This window comes from Klebsiella sp. GB_Kp047, assembly GCF_040065235.1.
GTDB classification, from domain to species: domain Bacteria; phylum Pseudomonadota; class Gammaproteobacteria; order Enterobacterales; family Enterobacteriaceae; genus Klebsiella; species Klebsiella quasipneumoniae.
In genome coordinates, this window is the sequence record NZ_JBEAJG010000040.1 from 101,982 (window position 1) to 124,482 (window position 22,501).

Below are 22,501 nucleotides of genomic sequence, written 5' to 3' on the forward strand. Positions count from 1 at the left end.
CAGTAAGTCGGGCCGGGTATCGAGGAAACAGTTTGCGAGGCGCCTCGGCAAACCGCAAGGGAAATACGGCGCTGGCTTTACAGAGTGATAAGTTAAGCGAAAATTATCGTATGGAGAGCCACCATGGAAAGGACCACCCATTCCCCACATGACGCCGTGTTTAAACACCTACTGTCGCATCGGGCGACGGCGCGGGATTTTCTGGACATTCACCTTCCTGAACATTTGCGAGAATTATGCAATCTGCAAACGCTGCAGTTGGAGTCCGGAAGTTTTATCGATGAAGACCTGCGCGCCAGCCATTCCGATATTCTTTACTCGCTGCAAACCCAGGCGGGGGACGGATATATCTATCTGCTTATCGAACATCAAAGCTCTGCGGACCGTCATATGGCATTTCGCCTGATGCGTTATGCGATAGCAGCGATGCAGCGCCATCTGGATAAAGGACATACGCAACTGCCATTGGTGATCCCGCTGCTTTTTTATCATGGGCAAGTCTCGCCCTGGCCGTATCCCATGTGCTGGCTGGAAGGATTTGCTCATCCGCAAACCGCGCGGCAAGTATACAATCAGGATTTTCACTTAATCGATATCACGGTGCTTCCTGACGATACAATAATGCAGCACCGACGGGTCGCGATGCTTGAGTTGCTGCAAAAGCATATCCGGCAACGCGATATGATGGAACTGCAGGAGCAACTAGCCAGCCTGTTAGCGCTGGGATACACTAGCCGCAGACAGCTCAGGACGCTGCTTCACTATTTATTGCAGGCAGGAAATGCCGCCGATCCGGTCGCCTTTTTACGTAATCTTGCGCAAAATGTCCCCAGGCGGCTGCATAAGGAGACGCTAATGAACATTGCCCAGTTTCTGGAACAACGCGGCCATCAGCAGGGCCTTGAGCAGGGCCTGCAGCAAGGTCTTGAACAGGGAGAACAATTGGCTGCGCAACGTATTGCCCAGGCGATGCTGGAAAACGGGCTTGATCTGGCGCTGGTGGCGAAGCTGACGGGGCTTGCGCCGGAGCGCCTGGCCCTGCTCGCCCATTAATTTTTCTGCTTCCTTCAAACAGCCTGCGCGACGGCGACTGCGCAGGTAAATATAGATTTATTTAATCAATACAACCTAATTAAATATAATTCCACTGAATTTGAATGCGATGAAATTTACTTTCTTTCGCAAATGCGCGGCGGTATTGCTGTAAAAAGACGCAACTGGTTACACTCTTGTGAAAAATCATTTCGCCAGGTCATTGATTCCTGACGAGTGCGCAGTAGAATTTTCGAGTTTTTTCGGGACTTCTTTGATTTTAATTTTCTGGATAGAGTAAATAATGAAAAAAAGCATTTTTATGGCGCTGGCTGGCGTCATGCTGGTTTCTTCGGCGGCCCATGCGATCAGCGTTACCGGCGAAGCAGGCGAGCATTACACCAACCTTGGGGTCGGCTTCGGCACCGAGTCCACCGGTCTGGCTGTTTCGGGTAACTGGCTGCACAGCGATAACGATGGCGACGCCGCGGGTTTAGGCCTGGGCCTGAATATTCCGCTGGGGCCGTTCCTCGCGACCGTTGGCGGTAAAGGGGTATACACCAACCCGAAACAGGGTGATGAAGGTTATGCGGCCGCGGTCGGCGGCGGCCTGCAGTGGAAAATCGGCGACAGCTTCCGTCTGTATGGCGACTACTACTATTCTCCAGATTCCCTCTCCAGCGGTATTGACAGCTATCAGGAAGCCAACGTCGGCGCCAGCTGGACCATTATGCGTCCGCTCAGCATCCAGGCGGGCTATCGCTATCTGAACCTGGCGGGTAAAGATGGCAACCGCGATAACACCATCGCCGACGGCCCGTACATCGGCGCCAGCGCCAGCTTCTAATCTCCTCCGGCGCGGTCTCTTCTTGCCGCGCCAGATTTTCCTCCTCGTCAGCCTCCCGCTTTGCGTTATAGTATTTGCCACCTGGCAGGCAAGGAGTGAGCAATGTTGAATGTGGAAATGCTGTCCACTGGCGATGAAGTGTTGCATGGTCAAATCGTTGACACCAATGCAGCATGGCTGGCGGATTTCTTTTTTAATCAGGGTTTACCGTTAACGCGCCGTCATACCGTCGGCGACGATCTCGATGCGCTGGTGGCGATTCTGCGCGAACGCAGCGAACAGGCGGATGTGCTGATCGTCAATGGCGGCCTCGGCCCCACCAGCGACGACCTGAGCGCGCTGGCCGCGGCCACCGCGAAAGGCGAAGGGCTTATTTTGCATCCGGAGTGGCTGGATACCATGACCCGCTTCTTTGCTGAACGCGGGCGGCCGATGGCGGAAAGCAACCGTAAGCAGGCGGAAATCCCCGCCAGCGCCGAGATGATCAATAACCCGGTGGGCACGGCCTGCGGCTTTGCCATCCAGCTCAATCGCTGCCTGATGTTTTTCACCCCCGGCGTTCCCTCTGAATTCAAAGTGATGGTCGAGCAGGAGATTTTACCGCGCCTGCGCCAGCGCTTTACGCTGCCGGAACCGCCGGTATGCCTGCGGCTGACCACTTTTGGCCGCTCGGAAAGCGAGCTGGCGCAAAACCTCAATCCGCTGACGTTACCGCCTGGCGTCGTGATGGGCTACCGCTCGTCGATGCCGATCATTGAGCTGAAGCTGACCGGACCGGCTGAGCAGCGTGACGCCATGCTGGCTCTGTGGCCGGAAGTGCGTAAAGTGGCTGGCGACAGCCTGATTTTCGAAGGCACTGAAGGGTTACCGGCGCAGATTGCACGCTCCCTGCAGGAGCGGCAGCTGAGCCTGACGCTCAGCGAGCAGTTTACCGGCGGTCTGCTGGCGCTCCAGCTGTCCCGCGCCGGCGCGCCGCTGCTGGCCAGCGAAGTGGTCCCGGCGCAGGAGGAGACGCTGGCGCAGGCGGCCCGCTGGGCGGCCGAGCGGCGCATAAACCATTTTGCCGGCCTGGCCCTGGCGGTGAGCGGCCAGGAGAACGATCATCTTAACGTGGCCCTGGCCACCCCGGACGGCACCTTCGCGCTGCGGGTGAAGTTCAGCGTCACCCGCCACAGCCTGGCGGTACGCCAGGAAGTCTGCGCCATGATGGCATTAAACCTGCTGCGTCGCTGGCTGAATGGCCAACCGCTGGCCAGCGAACATGGCTGGATTAACGTGGTGGATTCCCTCTCGCTGTAAGTCGTTTCCCGGCGCACGGGCTTCTCCCTGGCGCCGGTTGTCCAGCCTGTTGTACTCTCCTGAAAAAATTCTGTGCGTTAAGTCGCAATTTTCCGCTGCGAACGGTCCAGCATACGGGAAAGCGATTGCCCCGCGATGTCGCTCACACTTTACCGCCCGGACAACCGCAACACTGATTCCAGTATTCAGGATTGGAGTCCAGTATGTTGGAATCAACGAAAGTCCCGGCGCTGACCCGCGCGATTGAGATCCTCAATTTAATTGGCCGCATCGGACCCTGCAGCGCGGCGACGATAATAGCGGAGCTGGGGATCCCGAAAAGCACGGTTTATCTGCTGCTGGGCGAGCTGAAAAAGCAGCGCTTCATCAGTATGGATAATCAGGATAACTACTGCCTGTGGACCAAACTGGTGGAGCTGGCCGGGCAGGCGCTAAGCAAAATGGACCTGCGCGAGCTGGCGCGGCCACGCCTGACCCGGCTGATGGATGAGTGCGGCCTGCTCTGCCATCTGGGCATTATCGATCACGGTAACGCCTACTACATTCTGAAAATTGAATCACCCGCCACCATTAGCGTGCGTTCGCACGAAGGAAAGAGCCTGTCGCTTTACCGCTCCGGGATCGGCAAATGTTTGCTGGCCTGGCAGCCCGCCGGGGTTCAGGCATTCATTATCGATGAACTGCAGTGGGAGCGGGCTACGCCAACGACCATCAGCAATGCTCAACAGCTGCGGGAGGAGCTGGGGCGGATCCGCGCCCGGGGCTGGAGCTTTGATAATGGCGAGGACTACCCGGACGTGCGCTGCGTGGCCGCCCCGGTGTTTAACGCCAATAACGACCTGACCGCCGCCATCTCGGTGGTGGGCACCCGTCTGCAAATCAATGAAGACAATCGCGATTATCTGGCCGGTAAGGCGATTGCCTGCGCGAAAGATATTTCACGACTGCTGGGGTGGAAAAGCCCCTTCGAACAACTCGCCTCATCATAAGGAGAACACCATGACCCTACCGAAAATTAAACACGTCCGTGCCTGGTTTACCGGCGGCGCCACGGCAGAGCAGGGCGTCGGCGGCGGCGATTACCACGATCAGGGGGCTAACCACTGGATTGACGATCATATCGCTACCCCGATGAGCAAATATAAACAGTATGAGCAGTCCCGCCAGTCGTTTGGCATCAACGTGCTGGGCACGCTGATTGTGGAAGTGGAGGCTGACAACGGGCAGACCGGCTTTGCCGTGTCGACGGCCGGAGAGATGGGCTGCTTTATCGTGGAGAAACATCTCAACCGCTTTATCGAAGGCAAATGCGTCAGCGATATCAAACTGATCCATGACCAGATGCTTAACGCCACCCTCTACTACGCAGGATCCGGCGGTCTGGTGATGAACACTATCTCCTGTGTCGACCTCGCGCTGTGGGATCTGTTCGGGAAAGTGGTTGGCCTGCCGGTCTACAAACTGCTGGGCGGAGCGGTGCGTGACGAAATCCAGTTCTATGCTACCGGCGCTCGTCCGGATCTGGCGCAGGAGATGGGCTTTATCGGCGGCAAAATGCCCACCCACTGGGGGCCGCACGATGGCGACGCCGGGATCCGCAAAGACGTCGCCATGGTGGCGGACATGCGCGAAAAATGCGGCCCGGATTTCTGGTTAATGCTGGACTGCTGGATGAGCCAGGACGTTAACTATGCCACCAAACTTGCCCATGCCTGCGCCCCTTACAACCTTAAGTGGATCGAGGAGTGCCTGCCGCCGCAGCAGTATGAAGGTTATCGCGAGCTGAAGCGCCAGGCGCCGGCCGGGATGATGGTGACCAGCGGCGAGCACCACGGCACCCTGCAGTCCTTCCGCACCCTGTCGGAGACCGGGATTGATATTATGCAGCCCGACGTCGGCTGGTGCGGCGGCTTAACCACGCTGGTGGAGATAGCGGCTATTGCTAAAGCGCGCGGGCAGCTGGTGGTGCCGCACGGCTCGTCGGTGTACTCCCATCATGCGGTGATCACCTTCACCAACACGCCGTTCAGCGAGTTTCTGATGACCAGTCCGGACTGCGCCACGCTGCGTCCGCAGTTCGACCCGATCCTGCTCGGCGAGCCGGTGCCTGAGAGGGGGCGCATTCATAAATCGGTACTGGATAAACCCGGCTTTGGCGTCGAGCTCAATCGCGACTGCAACCTGAAACGTCCTTATCAACACTGATCCCCCGGGCCGCCCGGCGGCCCACGCCTGAGGATATTATGATGAGCAACACACTGCTGGAGAGCGTGGTGAAGAAAAACCGCGCCCGCTTAATCCCCTTTATGCTGGCGCTGTACGTGCTGGCGTTTCTTGACCGTTCGAATATCGGTTTCGCCAAAGAGACCTACCAGCTGGATACGGGCCTCAGCAACGAAGCCTATGCGCTGGGGGCGGGGATTTTCTTTGTGGTCTATGCCTTTCTCGGGGTACCGGCCAACCTGCTGATGCGCAAATTCGGCGCCAGAAAATGGATCGGCTGCACCACGCTGCTGTGGGGCGTGCTGTCGGCGGCGATGGCGTGGGCGGATACGGAAGCGAAATTCCTGCTGGTACGCACCCTGCTGGGCGCGGCGGAGGCGGGCTTCTTCCCCGGCATGATCTACCTCACTTCACAGTGGTTTCCCCAGCAAAACCGCGCCAGCATTATGGGGCTTTTTTATATGGGGGCGCCGCTGGCGCTGACGCTCGGTTCGCCTTTATCCGGCGCGCTGCTGGAGATGCATGGGTTTATGGGCCATCCCGGCTGGTTCTGGATGTTTGTGATTGAAGGCCTGCTTGCTGTCGCCGCGGGAGCGTTCACCTTCTTCTGGCTGGACGATTCGCCGCAGCATGCCCGCTTCCTGAGCGCTGCGGAGAAACAGGCGCTGATCGGCGAGCTGGCGCGAGAGGAGGAGAAAAAGGTCACCTCGCGCCTGTCCGATGCGCTGCGTAACGGGCGGGTCTGGCAGCTGGCGCTGATTTACATGACCATTCAGGTGGCGGTCTATGGCCTGATTTTCTTCCTGCCTACTCAGGTCGCCGCGCTGTTGGGCACCAAAGTCGGCTTCATTGCGTCGGTGGTGACGGCTATCCCATGGGTGGCGGCGCTGTTCGGCACCTGGCTTATCCCTCGCTACTCCGATCGCACCGGCGAGCGGCGCAATATTGCCGCGCTGACGCTGCTGGCGGCAGCGGTCGGGATTGCGGTTTCCGGACTGGTGGCGCCGGTGCTGGCTATCATCGCGCTGTGCGTGGCGGCGGTTGGGGTGATTGCCGTGCAGCCGGTCTTCTGGACGATGCCGACGCAGCTGCTCTCCGGCACGGCGCTGGCCGCCGGGATTGGCTTCGTTAACCTGTTTGGCGCCATCGGCGGCTTTCTGGCGCCAATCGTTCGCGTGCAGGCCGAAACGCTGTTCGCCAGCAGCGCCGCCGGATTGTTAACCCTGGCCGGTGTGGCCATCGTCGGGGTGATCATCATCTTCTCATTAAGCCTCACCCGCGCGGTTCCTCAGCGCGGCAGCGTACAGCATTGATTAAAGGAATCGCTATGAACGCACTGTTATCTAACCCCTTCAAACGTGGATTATTACGCGGTGAGACGCAAATTGGCCTGTGGCTGAGCTCGACCTCCTCCTATATGGCGGAGATTGCCGCCACCTCAGGATATGACTGGCTGCTGATCGACGGCGAGCATGCCCCGAACACCATTCAGGACCTTTATCATCAGCTCCAGGCCATCGCTCCCTATGCCAGTCAGCCGGTGATCCGACCGGTGGAGGGCAGCCGCAGTCTGATAAAACAGGTGCTGGATATTGGCGCCAGAACGTTGCTGGTGCCGATGGTCGATACCGCCGAGCAGGCGCGGGAAGTCGTCTCGGCAACCCGTTATCCTCCCGTCGGTAGCCGCGGCGTGGGCGCCGGCGTGGCCCGGGCGGCACGCTGGGGCAGAGTGGAGAATTATATGGCGGAGGCGAATGACGAACTCTGTCTGCTGATTCAGGTAGAGAGCCGAACCGCGCTGGAAAATCTGGACGCTATCCTCGAGGTGGAGGGCATTGACGGCGTATTTATCGGTCCGGCGGATCTCTCCGCTTCGCTGGGGCACCCGGACGATGCCGGCCATCCTGACGTGCAGCGGGTGATTGAGCAGAGCATCCGGCGCATTCGCACGGCGGGAAAAGCGGCCGGATTTCTGGCGGTCGACCCGGCGATGGCGGAAAAATGTCTCGCCTGGGGGGCCAATTTCGTCGCCGTCGGGGTCGATACCATGCTCTACACCGAGGCGCTGGACCGCCGGCTGGCGATGTTTAAATCCGCCAGCGCTCAGCCGCAGGGGAAAGCGAGCTATTGACGGCGCAGGCTGGCGCCGGACTCAGGCGAGCGCCTGCGCCAGCACCGTCAGCGGATGTTCGCAGCGTTTGCTGGTGGACATTTCTATCTGCCATTTGCAGGTCTCGCAGTCGGTGACGACGATGTCGGCTCCGCTCTCCTCAATCTGACGGAACAGCGGGGCGCCGATAGCCTGTGATACCGCGTAATTCTCAGTCTTAAAGCCGTAGGTGCCGGCGATGCCGCAGCACTGGGAATCCAGCACCTCCAGCTGCAGGCCGGGGATCAGCCGTAGCAGTTCGAGGGTATACAGCGACCAGCCCATTTTCTCCATATGGCACGGGGTGTGATAGACCACCTTCAGCGGCAGCCGGCGCAGCGGCAGCGTTTTGCCACTATCCAGTTGTTTCCAGATCCAGCGAGTGGCCAGTTCCACCCGGTCGCGGAGGTCGCTGTTGTCAACATCCAGGAGGTGAGGGTATTCATCGCGCAGGGTAAAGGTGCAGGTCGAAGAGGTGGCAATGATCGGCAGCGCGTTTTCCCGCATCGCGGCGACGTTGCTCAGCGCCTGCTTACGCGCTTTGTCAAAAAAGCCGTTGGCGATCAGCGGCACGCCGCAGCATTTTTCCCTTGATAACAACTGCACGCCGGTGCCCAGCGCATTGACGACGCGAATCAGGTCCTTGCCCAGCTGCGGGTGGTTATAGTTGACGTAGCAACCATGAAAGAAGGCCACCTGCTCAGGGTACTGCGTCTGGTGGGCCGCGAGCTGGCGGTAAGCGCGGCGGAAGGTACCGAAGCCATATTTCGGCAGCGTGCGGCGATGATCGATATGGAGCGCTGCGTCGAGCAGGCGGCGTACCGGTTTTAAGCCGGTGGTGGCATTAACCAGTGGGGCAAAGGGGGTGGAAAGGGTGCCCATCAGGTCGGTATGGCTGAGGATGGCGTCGCGCAGGGTCGGCTTTTGCTGGCCGTACTGTGCCCGGGCGCGTTGAATGATATCGCCAATTTTCACATCCGACGGGCAGGCCACCTCACAGCGCTTGCAGTTGATGCAGTACTTGAGCGCCTCATCGTAAAGCGCGCCATCCTTCAGGCGGAGGCGTTCGCCATCCGGCCCCGCCTGTTTCGGCCCGGGATAACGCGGATTGACCCGGCTTACCGGACAGGTGGTGGTACAGACCGTGCACTTAATGCAGCTTTCAAAACGGGTATCGTTCATGGCCGGCCTCCGGCAAGAGCGTGGATCTGTCTGGCGGCGTGCAGCGCGGTGACGGCACAGACCCCGCCGCCGCAGCCGAGCTGAATGGCATCGAACCCGCCGAGCAGCGAACCGATGGCGAACAGATTGCTGAACGGCTGCCCGCCCAGCAGGGGACGCAGCAGGGCATCGGTTTTCACCCCGAAGCGCTGCCACGGCTGGGAGGCAAAGAAGTCCCGCTGGTACCAGTCGTCGCGCGGCAGGGTCTGTTGCAGATCGAGACCAAGAATGGGTTCGCGCACGCTCTCCCGCGTGGCGACAAGACCGTTGCTGAAAAAGCTGCCGCTGGCCAGCACGGTAAAACGCGGACGCAGCGCAATATCGCCGTGATTTCGCGTCCAGACGGCCTCGACGGCGCCCTGTCGATGGCTGATGTTCACCACTTCATCGCCGGCAAGCCAGGTGCCGCCGCCGCGAATAAACTGCCGCTGCAGCAGACTGTGCAGGCGCATCCCGGGAACCGAAGGCGGCAGCGTCGGCAGCAGACGCAGCGGGCAGGGCAGGCGCGCCTGCAGCCAGTGGTACAGGCGATCGTCGGCGAGACCAAAGCAGGCGGGCATGATCAGCAGCTCATGCTGCTGCGCCAGGGGCAGCAGCGCCGCGTGCAGGGCAGGCCAGTGGTTTTCATCGTCGAGGAGGCGGGCGATATTGGCGGCGCGAAATTCGGTGGGGTTGTCACGCAACACATCCAGCAGCGGTAACTCGATTTCCGCCGCCACGGCGGTAACGCCGGTTTGCCCGAGCGCGGCGGCGGCGAGATGCGGCTGAAAATCGGCAAAGCCGCTGATCCCCACCAGGCAGACCCCTTGTCGGGGGAGTGGCGCGACAGGAACCTCCTGCGGCGATAGCCACGCCGCGCGCAGCGTCCCCAGCGGCGTTACTCGCCGGTGCGGGTGGTGCGCGTCGCCCTGCATCACCGCCCCGCAGGTGGTCAGCAGGGCTTCAGTCTGTTTAGCGTATTCGAGCACCGCCCCGGCACCGAGCCGGGAATAAGGGTGCTCAGGAAGCAGTTCAGCGAGCTGCTGCAGACCTTGCGCGAGGTCAGTGACGTTATCGCCGTTCGGCAGCGCCGAGAGCAGATCTAACGACGCGGAGGAAAAATGCAGCGCGCTTTGCCCGCGGCTGATGATAACGCTGCGCAGGCCGGACTGATTCAGCGTCAGGCCGCACAGCAGACCGGCCAGTCCGCCGCCGATAATCGCGCAGTCAAATTTCATCCTGATGCTCCTGTGGCAGTCCGCACAGGCCGAGGTAGACCCAGCGGGTGAATTCGCTTTCGCGCAGCGCGTCGCCCCAGGCGATGGGCTGCACGCCCTTCCAGCGTTCATTGAGAAACGCCGACAGCTGGGCCAACGACTGCGCGGGGGTGGTGACGTTAAAGCGCTGCAGCAGCCCGGCGGCGCGGCAGGCGCAGAGTTCCCCCTGGCAGGTCCCCATGCCAATCCGGGTACGGCGGCGCAGGTCGAGCAGGGTGTTGACCGCCAGATTTTCCACCGCGTATTTCACTTCACCAGCGGTGACGGCTTCGCATTCGCAGACCAGGCTACGGTGCTGGCGGCTGTCGCCAAGCCAGGCCGGAGTGCGATCGCCATGGCGGTAGACGGCAGAGCCGCGCAGCGGGCCAGGCAGGGAGATAATTTTTCGCAGGGTGCTTTCCGTCGGCTCCTGTGAGCCGGGCAGCGGGCTCTCGGCCGTGGTACAGGGGATAGTGTTTCCCAGCTTACGACAGACGGCGTCGGTGGCCCACTCGGCCATCAGGCGATAGGTCATCAGCTTGCCGCCGGTGATGGTAATGAAGCCTTCCATGCCGTCACGCTGAGCATGGTCGAGCAGGACGATGCCGCGGCTGACGCTGCGTCCGCTGGGATCGTTGTCGCTGGCCACCAGCGGGCGGACGCCGGAGTAGGCGCGGAGGATCCGGGTGCGGCCCATGACCGGCGCCAGCTTTTCGCCTTCGCGCAGCAGGGTATCGACTTCCGCGGTCGTGACCCGGTTGTCGTCAATTTCGTCATAAGGAATATGCATCGAGGTGGTGCCGATCAGCGAGATGGTATCCCCGGGCACCAGAATATCGGCATCGGCCGGCTTACGGCAGCGGTTGATCACCAGGTTGTTAATCCGGTGGTCGAGGATCAACAGCGATCCCTTCGCCGGGAACATGGTGATGCGCAGGTCGGCATATTCCGCAATGCGCTGCCCCCAGATCCCGGCGGCATTAACCACTACCCCGGCGTGCAGCGTGCGGGTCTGGTGAAGCTGACGGTCGTACACCTGGACGCCGCAGACGCGATCGCCCTGGCGCAGCAGGCCAGTGACTTCGCAGCCGGTGAGGATCTGCGCGCCGTGTTCGCGGGCGTCGAGCATATTGGCCGCGGTGAGGCGAAACGGGTCAATGGTGCCGTCCGGAACCTGCACCGCCCCCAGCAGCGCCGGGTTGACGGCGGGCTCGCGGCGCAGCGCCTCCTGCGCAGAGAGCGGCGTGGCCTCTATGCCAGCCTGCTGGCAGGCGGCGATAAAGGTCTGCTGATATGCCAGATCGTCTTCAGGCAGGGTTATGAACAGACCGCCGGCAGGTTCGATACAGTGACGGGCGATGCGGCGCAGGATGCGGTTCTCACTGATGCATTCGCGGGCGGATTCGTTGTCAGTCACCGCATAGCGGGCGCCGCTGTGCAACAGCCCATGATTACGGCCGGTGGCCCCGGTGGCGATATCATGACGCTCAATGAGCAGTGTGCGTAATCCGCGCCGGGCGCAATCGCGGGCGATACCGGCGCCGGTTGCTCCGCCGCCGATGATTATGACCTCGCTATCCAGACGTCCCGTCATCTTCAGCTCCTTTGCTTTCGTTTAACACCATTTAGCCACAGTCTATAAGGTTATTGTTTGATTTCGAGCACATTCGAGCGTTATTTGAGCGTGTTATGTGATTTCGTGCTCACATTGGAACCTTTTGTCATATTTCTGTAACAAATTGTGCGATGTTTCACAGTATCAGCTCTACGTATTGCCTACCATCGCGGCCAGATTCGAAGTTAGTGATTAATCTGGGATTGTTGTCGTGACGTCAGTAAAAAACAGCAAGGGCCACGGAGGCTGATATGTTAAGTATTTTTAAACCCGCCGCGCATAAAGCGCGTTTGCCAGCCGCGGAGATCGACCCGCTCTATCGTCGGTTACGCTGGCAGATTTTTATCGGCATCTTCTTTGGTTATGCCGCTTACTATCTGGTTCGTAAGAACTTTGCCCTGGCGATGCCCTATCTTATCGAGCAGGGTTTCTCCCGCGGCGACCTCGGTTTCGCCCTTTCCGGCATCTCCATTGCCTACGGATTTTCGAAATTCATCATGGGATCGGTCTCTGACCGTTCGAATCCGCGCATTTTCCTGCCGGCGGGGCTGATCCTCGCCGCGCTGGTGATGCTGGTGATGGGCTTCGTACCGTGGGCCACCTCGAGCATCATGATCATGTTCGTGCTGCTGTTCCTCTGCGGCTGGTTCCAGGGGATGGGCTGGCCGCCGTGCGGCCGTACCATGGTCCACTGGTGGTCGCAGAAAGAGCGTGGCGGAATTGTTTCAGTGTGGAACTGTGCGCATAACGTCGGCGGCGGGATCCCGCCGCTGTTGTTCCTGTTGGGTATGGCCTGGTTTAACGACTGGCACGCGGCGCTCTATATGCCGGCGTTCGCCGCTATCCTGCTGGCGATTTTCGCCTTTGCGATGATGCGCGATACTCCGCAATCCTGCGGCCTGCCGCCAATCGAAGAATATAAAAATGACTACCCGGACGATTACAGCGAAGAGCATGAACAAGAGCTGACGGCGAAGCAGATCTTTATGCAGTACATTCTGCCGAACAAGCTGCTGTGGTACATCGCGGTCGCCAACGTCTTCGTTTATCTGCTGCGCTACGGCATTCTCGACTGGTCGCCGACCTACCTGAAAGAGGTGAAGCACTTCGCGCTGGATAAATCCTCCTGGGCCTACTTCCTGTACGAGTACGCGGGGATCCCGGGCACCCTGCTGTGCGGCTGGATGTCGGATAAGGTGTTTAAAGGCAACCGCGGCGCCACCGGCGTGTTCTTTATGACCCTGGTGACCATCGCTACCATCGTGTACTGGCTGAACCCGGCGGGTAACCCGGGCGTGGATATGGCCTGTATGATTATTATCGGCTTCCTGATCTACGGCCCGGTGATGCTGATTGGTCTGCATGCGCTGGAGCTGGCGCCGAAGAAAGCTGCCGGCACCGCGGCAGGCTTCACCGGTCTGTTCGGTTATCTCGGCGGCTCCGTGGCCGCGAGCGCCATCGTCGGCTACACCGTCGATTTCTTCGGCTGGGACGGCGGCTTTATGGTAATGATCGGCGGCAGTGTGCTGGCGGTCGTCCTGCTGGTTATCGTGATGCTCGGTGAACGCCGTCATCATCAACAGCTGAAACAAGCCTAAGGAGCGGCGATGAACATGAAACTCACCACGCTAATGAGCGGCATGATGTTGGCCAGTTCGGCGCTGTGCTTCAGCGCGACAGCGGCGGATAAAATGGTTATCGCCCACCGGGGCGCCAGCGGTTATCTGCCCGAACATACCCTGCCGGCGAAAGCGATGGCCTACGCGCAGGGGGCGGATTACCTTGAGCAAGACCTGGTGATGACCAAAGACGACCGGCTGGTGGTGTTGCACGACCATTATCTCGACCGGGTGACCGACGTCGCTCAGCGCTTCCCGCAGCGGGCGCGTCAAGATGGCCGTTTCTACGCCATCGACTTTACCCTGGCCGAGATTAAGTCGCTGAAGTTTACCGAAGGCTTTGAGCCGAAAGATGGCAAGAACGTGCAAACCTACCCCGGGCGTTTCCCGATGGGCAAATCCGATTTCCGCATTCATACCTTTGAAGAGGAGATTGAGTTTGTCCAGGGACTGAACCATTCCACCGGCAAAAACATCGGTATTTACCCGGAAATCAAAGCGCCGTGGTTCCACCATCAGGAAGGCAAAGATATTGCCGCCAGCACCCTGAAAGTGCTGAAAGAGTATGGCTACACCAGCAAGCAGGATAAGGTCTATCTGCAGTGCTTTGACGCCAACGAGCTGAAGCGCATTAAAAATGAGCTGGAGCCGAAGATGGGCATGGATCTTAATCTGGTGCAGCTCATCGCCTATACCGACTGGAATGAAACCCAGCAGAAACAGGCCGATGGCCAATGGGTGAACTACAGCTATGACTGGATGTTCAAGCCGGGGGCCATGGCGCAGATTGCACAATACGCCGACGGCATTGGTCCGGATTACCATATGCTGGTGGCGGAAGGCTCAAAGCCGGGGGCGGTGAAGTTGACGGCGATGGTGAAAGAGGCGCACGCCAGCCATCTGCAGGTGCATCCGTACACCGTGCGCGCGGATCAGTTGCCGGAGTACGCGACTAACGTTAATCAGCTCTATGACCTGCTGTATAACCAGGCGGGCGTCGACGGCTTGTTTACCGATTTCCCGGATAAAGCGGTGCAGTTCCTGGACGCGAAACGCTAAAAAGCCGGGTGGCGGTTGCGCCTTACCCGGCGTACGAACTGCGGTTTTGTTGACACGGTTCTCGGCGTGCAACGATTTCGACCCGGGAATAACGTTTGTTCTATGATATTTCCTGGAAGATTGCGCTCCCGATATTTCTTCTGCGTTATGCCTTTCATAGCGCAGGGAGCGCACAGGGGGAGGCCAGTCGCCGCCTCCCCCTGTACCCCCGGGCTCCGGCCAGCAAAATCGCCGCTGCGCGGTCCCTTCGACTTATCCCTGCAGGCTTCGGGTCGGGCCGAGGCAGCGTCCCTGCAAAACACGGCCCTCAGCCCGCATCCATGCGGGCTGCCCCGGCCTTCCGGGAACGTCTCAGCGATTTTGAGGCCGTCAACACCGTCAGTTTCAGCAGCCCAGGGCGGCAGTACGTAAACGGCCGGTCCTGGAACAGTAGCTCAGGTAAGCGTAGCGCCACCTGACAAGACTACATCTCGATCTCAATATCGCCTTTCGCCCGGCAGCAGCAGGGCAAAATCTCGCCCGGCTGGATAAAGGCCAGCGGCTCGGTCAGCCAGTCAACCTGGCCGGAGACCAGACGGGTGCGGCAGGAGCCGCAATAGCCTGCGCGGCATTGATACTCGACGTCGATATTATGCGATTCAAGAGCAGCCAACAGGGAAGGGTGTTCATCCTGACACTCAAGGCGAGTGTCAGAGATTTTCAAGAAGATCCGCTTCATTACAGCTGGAAGTTGCTCAGATCGTCGGCATCGACTTCAGAGTCGATCTGGCCGACCAGGTAAGAGCTGACCTCTACTTCCTGCGGCGCCACCTGAACGTTGTCGGAGACCAGCCAGGTGTTGATCCACGGGATCGGGTTGGAGCGGGTCTGGAACGGCAGATCAAGGCCCACCGCCTGCATGCGGATATTGGTGATGTACTCGACGTACTGGCAGAGAATATCTTTGTTCAGGCCAATCATCGAGCCGTCGCGGAACAGGTAGTCCGCCCACTCTTTCTCCTGCTGGGCCGCCAGCACGAACAGATCATAGCACTCCTGTTTGCACTCTTCGGCGATTTCCGCCATTTCCGGATCGTCGCTGCCGGAGCGCAGCAGGTTCAGCATATGCTGAGTGCCGGTCAGGTGCAGCGCTTCATCGCGGGCGATCAGGCGGATAATTTTGGCGTTGCCTTCCATCAGTTTGCGCTCGGCGAAAGCGAAGGAGCAGGCGAAGCTGACGTAGAAGCGGATCGCTTCCAGGGCGTTAACGCTCATCAGGCACAGATAGAGTTTCTTTTTCAGCTCGCGCAGATTGACGGTCACGGTCTTGCCGTTGACGGTGTGGGTGCCTTCGCCCAGCAGGTGCCAGTAGCTGGTCATCTCGATCAGCGAATCGTAATAGTGGGAGATCCCCTCGGCACGCTTCTGGATCTGCTCGTTGGTGACGATATCGTCGAACACGGTCGCCGGATCGTTGACGATGTTGCGGATGATATGGGTGTACGAGCGCGAGTGAATGGTCTCAGAGAAGGCCCAGGTTTCCACCCAGGTCTCCAGCTCCGGGATGGAGATCAGCGGCAGCAGAGCGACGTTCGGGCTGCGGCCCTGGATGGAGTCGAGCAGCGTCTGGTACTTCAGGTTGCTGATGAAAATGTGTTTTTCATGTTCCGGCAGCGCCTGGTAGTCGATGCGATCGCGGGAAACGTCAACCTCTTCCGGGCGCCAGAAGAAGGAGAGCTGCTTTTCAATCAGCTTTTCAAAGATGTCGTATTTTTGCTGATCGTAGCGGGCCACGTTAACCGGCTGGCCAAAAAACATTGGCTCAAGCAGCTGATCGTTTTTCGTCTGTGAAAAAGTGGTGTATGCCATTGAAGTGAGTCCTGTTGAACTGTATTGCCCGGCGGGAATGGGTTGGCCGGGCCTACAAAATCGTAGGCCGGGTAAGCATAGCGCCACCCGGCAAAAATACCTTAGATCTTACAAGCGCCGCTTTCGCAGCCGTCGTCCTGAATGGACGGGGCCAGGTCATCCTGAGCGTCTTCAGCGCCATCACGGGTGTTGTGATAGTACAGCGTTTTGACGCCGAATTTATAGGCGTTGAGCAGGTCTTTCAGCAACTGCTGCATCGGCACTTTTCCGGACGGGAAGCGCGTCGGATCGTAGTTGGTATTCGCAGAGATCGACTGGTCGATAAACTTCTGCATGATACCCACCAGCTGCAGGTAGCCGTCGTTGTTTGGCATTTCCCACAGCAGCTCGTAGGCGTTCTGCAGGTTTTCGTAATCCGGCACCACCTGGCGCAGGATCCCATCCTTCGAGGCTTTGATACTCACGTGACCGCGCGGCGGCTCGATGCCATTGGTGGCGTTGGAGATCTGCGACGAGGTCTCGGACGGCATTAGCGCGGAGAGCGTAGAGTTGCGCAGGCCGTGGGTTTTAATGGACTCGCGAAGCGCTTCCCAGTCGTAGTGCAGGGATTCGCTGACGATGCCGTCCAGGTCTTTTTTGTAGGTATCGATCGGCAGGATACCCTGCGCATAGGTGGTTTCGTTGAACCACGGGCAGGCGCCCTGTTCGATAGCCAGCTCGTTGGAGGCCTTCAGCAGGTAGTACTGAATCGCTTCGAACGTTTTGTGGGTCAGGTTGTTGGCGCTGCCGTCGGAGTAGCGTTTGCCATGCTTCGCCAGATAGTAAGCGAAGTTGATCACGCCGATGCCCAGCGTACGGCGGCCCATTGCGCCGCGTTTGGCGGCCGGGATGGGGTAATCCTGATAGTCGAGCAGCGCGTCCAGGGCACGCACCGCCAGCACCGCCAGCTCTTCCAGCTCGTCGAGGCTGTCGATAGCCCCGAGGTTGAAGGCCGACAGGGTGCATAGCGCGATTTCGCCGTTTTCGTCGTTGACGTCTTCCAGCGGTTTAGTCGGCAGAGCGATCTCCAGGCACAGGTTAGACTGGCGCACCGGGGCGACCACCGGATCGAACGGGCTGTGGGTGTTGCAGTGGTCGACGTTCTGGATGTAGATGCGGCCGGTGGAGGCGCGCTCCTGCATCATCAGCGAGAACAGCTCAACCGCTTTAATGCGCTGCTTGCGAATGCTGTCGTCCTGCTCGTACTGGGTGTACAGGCGCTCAAACTCGTCCTGATCGGCGAAGAAGGCGTCATACAGGCCCGGGACGTCGGAAGGGCTGAACAGGGTAATGTCGCCGCCCTTCAGCAGACGGGTGTACATCAGCTTATTGATCTGCACCCCGTAGTCCATGTGACGAACGCGGTTGGCGTCGGTACCGCGGTTGTTTTTCAGCACCAACAGGCTTTCCACTTCCAGATGCCACATTGGGTAGAAGAGGGTCGCCGCGCCGCCGCGAACGCCGCCCTGCGAGCAGGACTTCACCGCAGTCTGGAAATGTTTGTAGAACGGAATGCAGCCGGTGTGGAAGGCTTCGCCGCCGCGGATCGGGCTGCCCAGCGCGCGAATACGGCCGGCGTTGATGCCGATGCCGGCGCGCTGGGAAACGTATTTCACAATCGCGCTGGAGGTGGCGTTGATGGAATCCAGGCTGTCGCCGCACTCGATCAGCACGCAGGAGCTGAACTGACGGGTCGGGGTACGCACACCGGACATGATCGGCGTCGGCAGCGAGATTTTAAAGGTCGACACCGCGTCGTAGAAACGCTTGATGTAGTCCAGACGCGTTTCGCGCGGGTAGTTAGAGAACAGGCAGGCAGCCACCAGAATATAAAGGAACTGCGCGCTCTCATAAATTTCGCCGGTGACGCGGTTCTGTACCAGATACTTGCCTTCCAGCTGCTTCACGGCAGCGTAGGAGAAGTTCATGTCGCGCCAGTGGTCGAGGAAACCGTCCATCTGCTGGAACTCTTCTTCCGTGTAGTCTTCCAGCAGATGATGATCGTATTTACCCTTCTCGACCATCTTCACCACGTGATCGTAAAGCGCCGGCGGCTCAAACTGGCCGAAGGCTTTTTTACGCAAGTGGAAGATCGCCAGACGTGCGGCGAGGTACTGGTAATCCGGCGCCTCGCGGGAGATCAGGTCCGCAGCGGCTTTAATAATGGTTTCGTGGATGTCCGCGGTTTTAATGCCGTCATAGAACTGGATATGCGAGCGCAGCTCTACCTGGGAAATCGAAACGTTATTCAGTCCTTCTGCCGCCCAATCCAGTACGCGATGGATTTTGTCGAGATTGATGCGCTCGGTGGTCCCGTCGCGCTTTGTCACCAGCAGACTCTGATTCATGTGGATTTTACCTGTCCGTGAAAGAAAATATCCCCCGTTTATCCACAGAAGGCCGTTGTGACTAACTCTGTGGATAAATACTATATGTAGGGGGTTGTCGATAAAAGGAACGCTATATGGTGAGTATTTTAGTAAGGAATCTTTTGAGTACAAGGGTTGATTTTGACGTTAAATTGAGGTTGCGGAAGGGTAATAATCCGCAAGTCCACGTCGCATAAGGCCTGGAGAAGAAGTCAATAAAACAGAAAAAAAAATGAAAATTTGATCGAGTGCTGATTTCTTCATCGGAAGAAATAATCACGCGGCTTGATGCCGCGCAATCATCATAAGCGCAGCTGCTGACGTCACGCTTTTTTGGCGCTGGTATGCAACATATAGTTAACATCAACCCCTGGCGCCAACTTGAAGGTGTTGGTCAACGGATTGTAATGCAGACCGATGATATGCTGCTCTTTCAGAGTAGTCTGATCTACCCAGCCCAGCAGTTCGGCCGGCTTGATAAACTTTTTCACATCATGGGTGCCTTTGGGCACCATCTTCATGACATATTCCGCGCCGACCACCGCCATCAGCCACGCTTTACCGTTGCGGTTGATGGTGGAGAAGAAGACCTGACCGCCAGGCTTCACCAGCCGCGCGCAGGCGTGGACTACCGACTGTGGGTCAGGGACGTGCTCCAGCATTTCCATGCAGGTGACGACATCGTATTGCTGCGCGTGCTTCGCGGCATGTTCCTCAACCGTTTCCTGAACATATTCCACCTGAATACCGCTCTCCAGGGCGTGCAGTTTCGCCACCTGCAGCGGTTCGGCGCCCATGTCCAGTCCGGTGACCGTCGCGCCTTCGCGCGCCATACTCTCGGCGAGAATGCCGCCGCCGCAGCCGACATCGAGGACTTTTTTACCGAACAGGCCGCCTGAGCGTTCGGCGATATAGCCCAGCCGCAGGGGATTAATGCGGTGGAGCGGTTTGAACTCGCCCTCCAGATCCCACCAGCGCGAGGCGACGGCTTCGAATTTGGCGATTTCAGCATGATCGACGTTAGGGGCTACCGACGTTTTTTCGGCATTCATGGGCGCTTTTACTCCTTTTCTGTTCAGACCTGGGAGTATATCAGCAGCGCGCCATGAATAAACCGTATTGCTTTACCTCTCTTAGCGCGGCTGTGTTATAATTTGCGACCTTTGAATCCGGGATACAGTAGAGGGATAGCGGTTAGATGAGCGACCTTGCGAGAGAAATTACACCGGTCAACATTGAGGAAGAGCTTAAGAACTCTTATCTGGATTATGCGATGTCGGTCATTGTTGGCCGTGCGCTGCCGGATGTCCGAGATGGCCTGAAGCCGGTACACCGTCGCGTACTTTACGCCATGAACGTATTGGGCAATGACTGGAACAAAGCCTATAAAAAATCAGCCCGTGTCGTTGGTGACGTAATCGGTAAATACCACCCGCACGGCGACTCCGCGGTATACGACACCATCGTCCGTATGGCGCAGCCGTTCTCGCTGCGTTACATGCTGGTGGACGGCCAGGGTAACTTTGGTTCCATCGACGGCGACTCCGCCGCGGCGATGCGTTATACCGAAATTCGTCTGGCGAAAATCGCTCATGAGCTGATGGCCGATCTTGAAAAAGAGACGGTCGATTTCGTTGACAACTATGACGGTACGGAGCGTATTCCGGACGTCATGCCGACCAAAATTCCTAACCTGCTGGTAAACGGCGCCTCCGGGATCGCCGTCGGGATGGCCACCAACATACCGCCGCATAACCTGACGGAAGTGATCAACGGCTGTCTGGCCTATGTCGACGACGAAGACATCAGCATTGAAGGGCTGATGGCGCATATTCCTGGCCCTGATTTCCCGACCGCCGCCATTATCAACGGCCGTCGCGGCATTGAAGAGGCCTACCGCACCGGTCGCGGTAAAGTCTACATCCGCGCGCGCGCGGAAGTGGAAGTGGACGCCAAATCCGGCCGCGAAACCATCATCGTGCATGAAATTCCTTATCAGGTGAACAAAGCGCGCCTGATTGAGAAAATCGCCGAGCTGGTAAAAGAAAAACGCGTGGAAGGCATCAGCGCGCTGCGTGATGAGTCTGATAAAGACGGGATGCGCATCGTGATTGAAGTGAAGCGCGACGCGGTAGGGGAAGTGGTGCTCAACAACCTCTATTCCCAGACCCAGCTGCAGGTCTCCTTCGGTATCAACATGGTTGCGCTGCACCATGGCCAGCCGAAGATCATGAACCTGAAAGACATCATCGCCGCCTTCGTGCGCCACCGCCGCGAAGTGGTGACCCGTCGTACGATTTTCGAACTGCGCAAAGCGCGCGACCGGGCGCATATCCTCGAAGCGCTGGCCGTGGCGCTGGCCAACATCGACCCGATTATCGAACTGATCCGTCGCGCGCCGACCCCGGCTGAAGCGAAAGCGGCGCTGGTTGCCCAGGCGTGGGATCTCGGTAATGTCGCGGCGATGCTGGAACGTGCCGGTGATGACGCCGCGCGTCCGGAATGGCTGGAGCCAGAGTTCGGCGTGCGCGAGGGTAAATACTACCTGACCGAGCAGCAGGCTCAGGCGATTCTGGATCTGCGTCTGCAGAAACTGACCGGCCTTGAGCATGAAAAACTGCTCGACGAATATAAAGAGCTGCTGGAACAGATCGCGGAACTGCTGCACATCCTCGGCAGCGCCGACCGTCTGATGGAAGTGATTCGCGAAGAGCTGGAGCTGATCCGCGACCAGTTCGGCGACGAACGTCGTACCGAAATCACCGCCAACAGCGCTGATATCAACATCGAAGATCTGATCAACCAGGAAGACGTGGTGGTCACCCTGTCGCATCAGGGCTATGTGAAGTATCAGCCGTTGACCGACTACGAAGCACAGCGTCGTGGCGGTAAAGGCAAATCGGCAGCGCGCATTAAAGAAGAAGACTTTATTGACCGCCTGCTGGTGGCCAACACCCATGACACTATCCTCTGCTTCTCAAGCCGCGGTCGTCTGTACTGGATGAAGGTCTATCAGCTGCCGGAAGCCAGCCGCGGCGCGCGCGGTCGTCCGATCGTCAACCTGCTGCCGCTGGAAGCCGATGAGCGTATCACCGCTATCCTGCCGGTCCGCGAGTACGAAGAGGGCGTTAACGTCTTTATGGCCACCGCCAGCGGTACCGTGAAGAAAACCGCGCTGACCGAGTTCAGCCGTCCGCGTTCCGCTGGCATCATCGCGGTGAACCTGAACGAAGGCGATGAGCTGATCGGCGTCGATCTGACCTCTGGTCAGGACGAAGTGATGCTGTTCTCCGCGGCCGGCAAGGTCGTGCGCTTCAAAGAAGATGCCGTTCGCGCCATGGGCCGTACCGCCACCGGCGTACGCGGCATTAAGCTGGCGGAAAACGACAGCGTCGTCTCGCTGATTATTCCGCGCGGCGAAGGCGCGATCCTGACGGTGACGCAAAACGGTTACGGTAAACGTACCGCCGCGGCTGAGTATCCGACCAAGTCGCGTGCTACCCAGGGCGTTATCTCGATCAAAGTCACCGAGCGTAACGGTTCCGTGGTCGGCGCCGTACAGGTGGATGATTGCGATCAGATCATGATGATCACCGACGCCGGGACGCTGGTGCGTACCCGCGTTTCCGAAGTGAGCATCGTGGGCCGTAACACCCAGGGCGTGATCCTCATCCGCACCGCGGAAGATGAAAACGTGGTGGGTCTGCAGCGCGTCGCTGAGCCGGTAGACGATGAAGAGCTGGACGCCATCGACGGTAGCGCGGCGGAAGGCGATGACGATATCGCCCCGGAAGCGGATACTGATGACGACATCGCCGAAGACGAAGAGTAATCGTCCCAGGTAAATGTTCTGAAAGGGCCGGGTATTCTCCCGGCCCTTTTTGCATTAACATTGCGGCAAAGCCGGTTTACCGCTACTTTAACCCCATTCTGTTGAGTCCCTGAC

General features: G+C 58.8%; 17 protein-coding genes. 10 read left to right on the forward strand and 7 right to left on the reverse strand.

The genetic code is table 11. The features are described 5' to 3' along the window. Positions 1–123: 123 nt before the first annotated feature. The 7 genes from ABLV76_RS19570 (at position 124) to yfaU (ending at position 7,532) form a co-directional block, all read left to right on the forward strand. Positions 124–1,053, forward strand: a complete 930-nt coding sequence (locus ABLV76_RS19570) for an Rpn family recombination-promoting nuclease/putative transposase (RefSeq protein WP_032453563.1) — start codon at positions 124–126, stop codon at positions 1,051–1,053. A 283-nt stretch (positions 1,054–1,336) separates the two neighbouring features. Next, entirely contained in the window at positions 1,337–1,879 is a 543-nt protein-coding gene (locus ABLV76_RS19575) for a YfaZ family outer membrane protein (RefSeq protein WP_004201712.1), read from the forward strand. Positions 1,880–1,981: 102 nt separating this feature from the next. Then, complete coding sequence (locus tag ABLV76_RS19580) at positions 1,982–3,178, forward strand: nicotinamide mononucleotide deamidase-related protein YfaY (protein WP_049004647.1); 1,197 nt, start codon at positions 1,982–1,984, stop codon at positions 3,176–3,178. Positions 3,179–3,381: 203 nt separating this feature from the next. Then, positions 3,382–4,167 carry an IclR family transcriptional regulator gene (locus ABLV76_RS19585; protein ID WP_053810121.1) on the forward strand — a complete coding sequence of 262 codons (786 nt, stop codon included), beginning with the start codon at positions 3,382–3,384 and terminating at the stop codon, positions 4,165–4,167. Positions 4,168–4,177: 10 nt separating this feature from the next. Continuing rightward, positions 4,178–5,383: an L-rhamnonate dehydratase gene (rhmD, locus tag ABLV76_RS19590; RefSeq protein ID WP_053810122.1), complete on the forward strand. Its 1,206-nt coding sequence runs from the start codon at positions 4,178–4,180 to the stop codon at positions 5,381–5,383. Between the two features lie 41 nt (positions 5,384–5,424). Continuing rightward, positions 5,425–6,714, forward strand: coding sequence for an MFS transporter (locus tag ABLV76_RS19595; protein ID WP_004201705.1), 1,290 nt, complete (start codon positions 5,425–5,427; stop codon positions 6,712–6,714). A gap of 14 nt (positions 6,715–6,728) precedes the next feature. Next, positions 6,729–7,532 carry a 2-keto-3-deoxy-L-rhamnonate aldolase gene (yfaU, locus tag ABLV76_RS19600; protein WP_048325201.1) on the forward strand — a complete coding sequence of 268 codons (804 nt, stop codon included), beginning with the start codon at positions 6,729–6,731 and terminating at the stop codon, positions 7,530–7,532. 21 nt (positions 7,533–7,553) lie between these two features. Here the strand turns inward: yfaU and glpC are convergent, their stop codons facing one another. The 3 genes from glpC to glpA are packed head-to-tail and all read right to left on the reverse strand — an operon-like array spanning position 7,554 to position 11,600. After that, a complete protein-coding gene (glpC, locus tag ABLV76_RS19605; protein ID WP_023318771.1) occupies positions 7,554–8,732 on the reverse strand; it encodes an anaerobic glycerol-3-phosphate dehydrogenase subunit GlpC in 1,179 nt (392 codons plus the stop codon). Continuing rightward, positions 8,729–9,988 carry a glycerol-3-phosphate dehydrogenase subunit GlpB gene (gene glpB, locus ABLV76_RS19610; RefSeq protein ID WP_048295233.1) on the reverse strand — a complete coding sequence of 420 codons (1,260 nt, stop codon included), beginning with the start codon at positions 9,986–9,988 and terminating at the stop codon, positions 8,729–8,731. Before glpB ends, glpC begins: the two co-directional genes overlap by 4 nt. Further along, the gene (gene glpA, locus ABLV76_RS19615; protein ID WP_053810123.1) at positions 9,978–11,600 is read right to left on the reverse strand and encodes an anaerobic glycerol-3-phosphate dehydrogenase subunit A; all 1,623 of its coding nucleotides are present in this window, start codon (positions 11,598–11,600) and stop codon (positions 9,978–9,980) included. The genes glpB and glpA overlap by 11 nt, the downstream gene beginning before the upstream one ends. A gap of 272 nt (positions 11,601–11,872) precedes the next feature. On the opposite strand from glpA, the gene glpT reads away from it, so the two are divergent. Both glpT and glpQ read left to right on the forward strand, forming a co-directional pair. Then, positions 11,873–13,219, forward strand: a complete 1,347-nt coding sequence (glpT, locus tag ABLV76_RS19620; protein WP_004201695.1) for a glycerol-3-phosphate transporter — start codon at positions 11,873–11,875, stop codon at positions 13,217–13,219. Positions 13,220–13,228: 9 nt separating this feature from the next. Next, the gene (gene glpQ, locus ABLV76_RS19625; RefSeq protein WP_004201693.1) at positions 13,229–14,299 is read left to right on the forward strand and encodes a glycerophosphodiester phosphodiesterase; all 1,071 of its coding nucleotides are present in this window, start codon (positions 13,229–13,231) and stop codon (positions 14,297–14,299) included. A 463-nt stretch (positions 14,300–14,762) separates the two neighbouring features. Here the strand turns inward: glpQ and yfaE are convergent, their stop codons facing one another. The 4 genes from yfaE to ubiG all read right to left on the reverse strand — a co-directional run bounded on the left by yfaE (position 14,763) and on the right by ubiG (position 19,607). Continuing rightward, the gene (yfaE, locus tag ABLV76_RS19630; protein WP_004201692.1) at positions 14,763–15,017 is read right to left on the reverse strand and encodes a class I ribonucleotide reductase maintenance protein YfaE; all 255 of its coding nucleotides are present in this window, start codon (positions 15,015–15,017) and stop codon (positions 14,763–14,765) included. After that, complete coding sequence (nrdB, locus tag ABLV76_RS19635; RefSeq protein WP_004140835.1) at positions 15,017–16,147, reverse strand: class Ia ribonucleoside-diphosphate reductase subunit beta; 1,131 nt, start codon at positions 16,145–16,147, stop codon at positions 15,017–15,019. Before nrdB ends, yfaE begins: the two co-directional genes overlap by 1 nt. A 101-nt stretch (positions 16,148–16,248) precedes the next feature. After that, positions 16,249–18,534 (reverse strand): class 1a ribonucleoside-diphosphate reductase subunit alpha, encoded by a 2,286-nt coding sequence (gene nrdA, locus ABLV76_RS19640; protein ID WP_004201691.1) that lies wholly within the window; start codon positions 18,532–18,534, stop codon positions 16,249–16,251. A 344-nt stretch (positions 18,535–18,878) separates the two neighbouring features. Then, positions 18,879–19,607 carry a bifunctional 2-polyprenyl-6-hydroxyphenol methylase/3-demethylubiquinol 3-O-methyltransferase UbiG gene (gene ubiG, locus ABLV76_RS19645; protein WP_004201690.1) on the reverse strand — a complete coding sequence of 243 codons (729 nt, stop codon included), beginning with the start codon at positions 19,605–19,607 and terminating at the stop codon, positions 18,879–18,881. A gap of 146 nt (positions 19,608–19,753) precedes the next feature. Here ubiG and gyrA point away from each other — a divergent pair, with 146 nt between their 5' ends. Then, positions 19,754–22,387: a DNA topoisomerase (ATP-hydrolyzing) subunit A gene (gene gyrA / locus ABLV76_RS19650; RefSeq protein WP_004201688.1), complete on the forward strand. Its 2,634-nt coding sequence runs from the start codon at positions 19,754–19,756 to the stop codon at positions 22,385–22,387. Positions 22,388–22,501 lie beyond the last annotated feature (114 nt).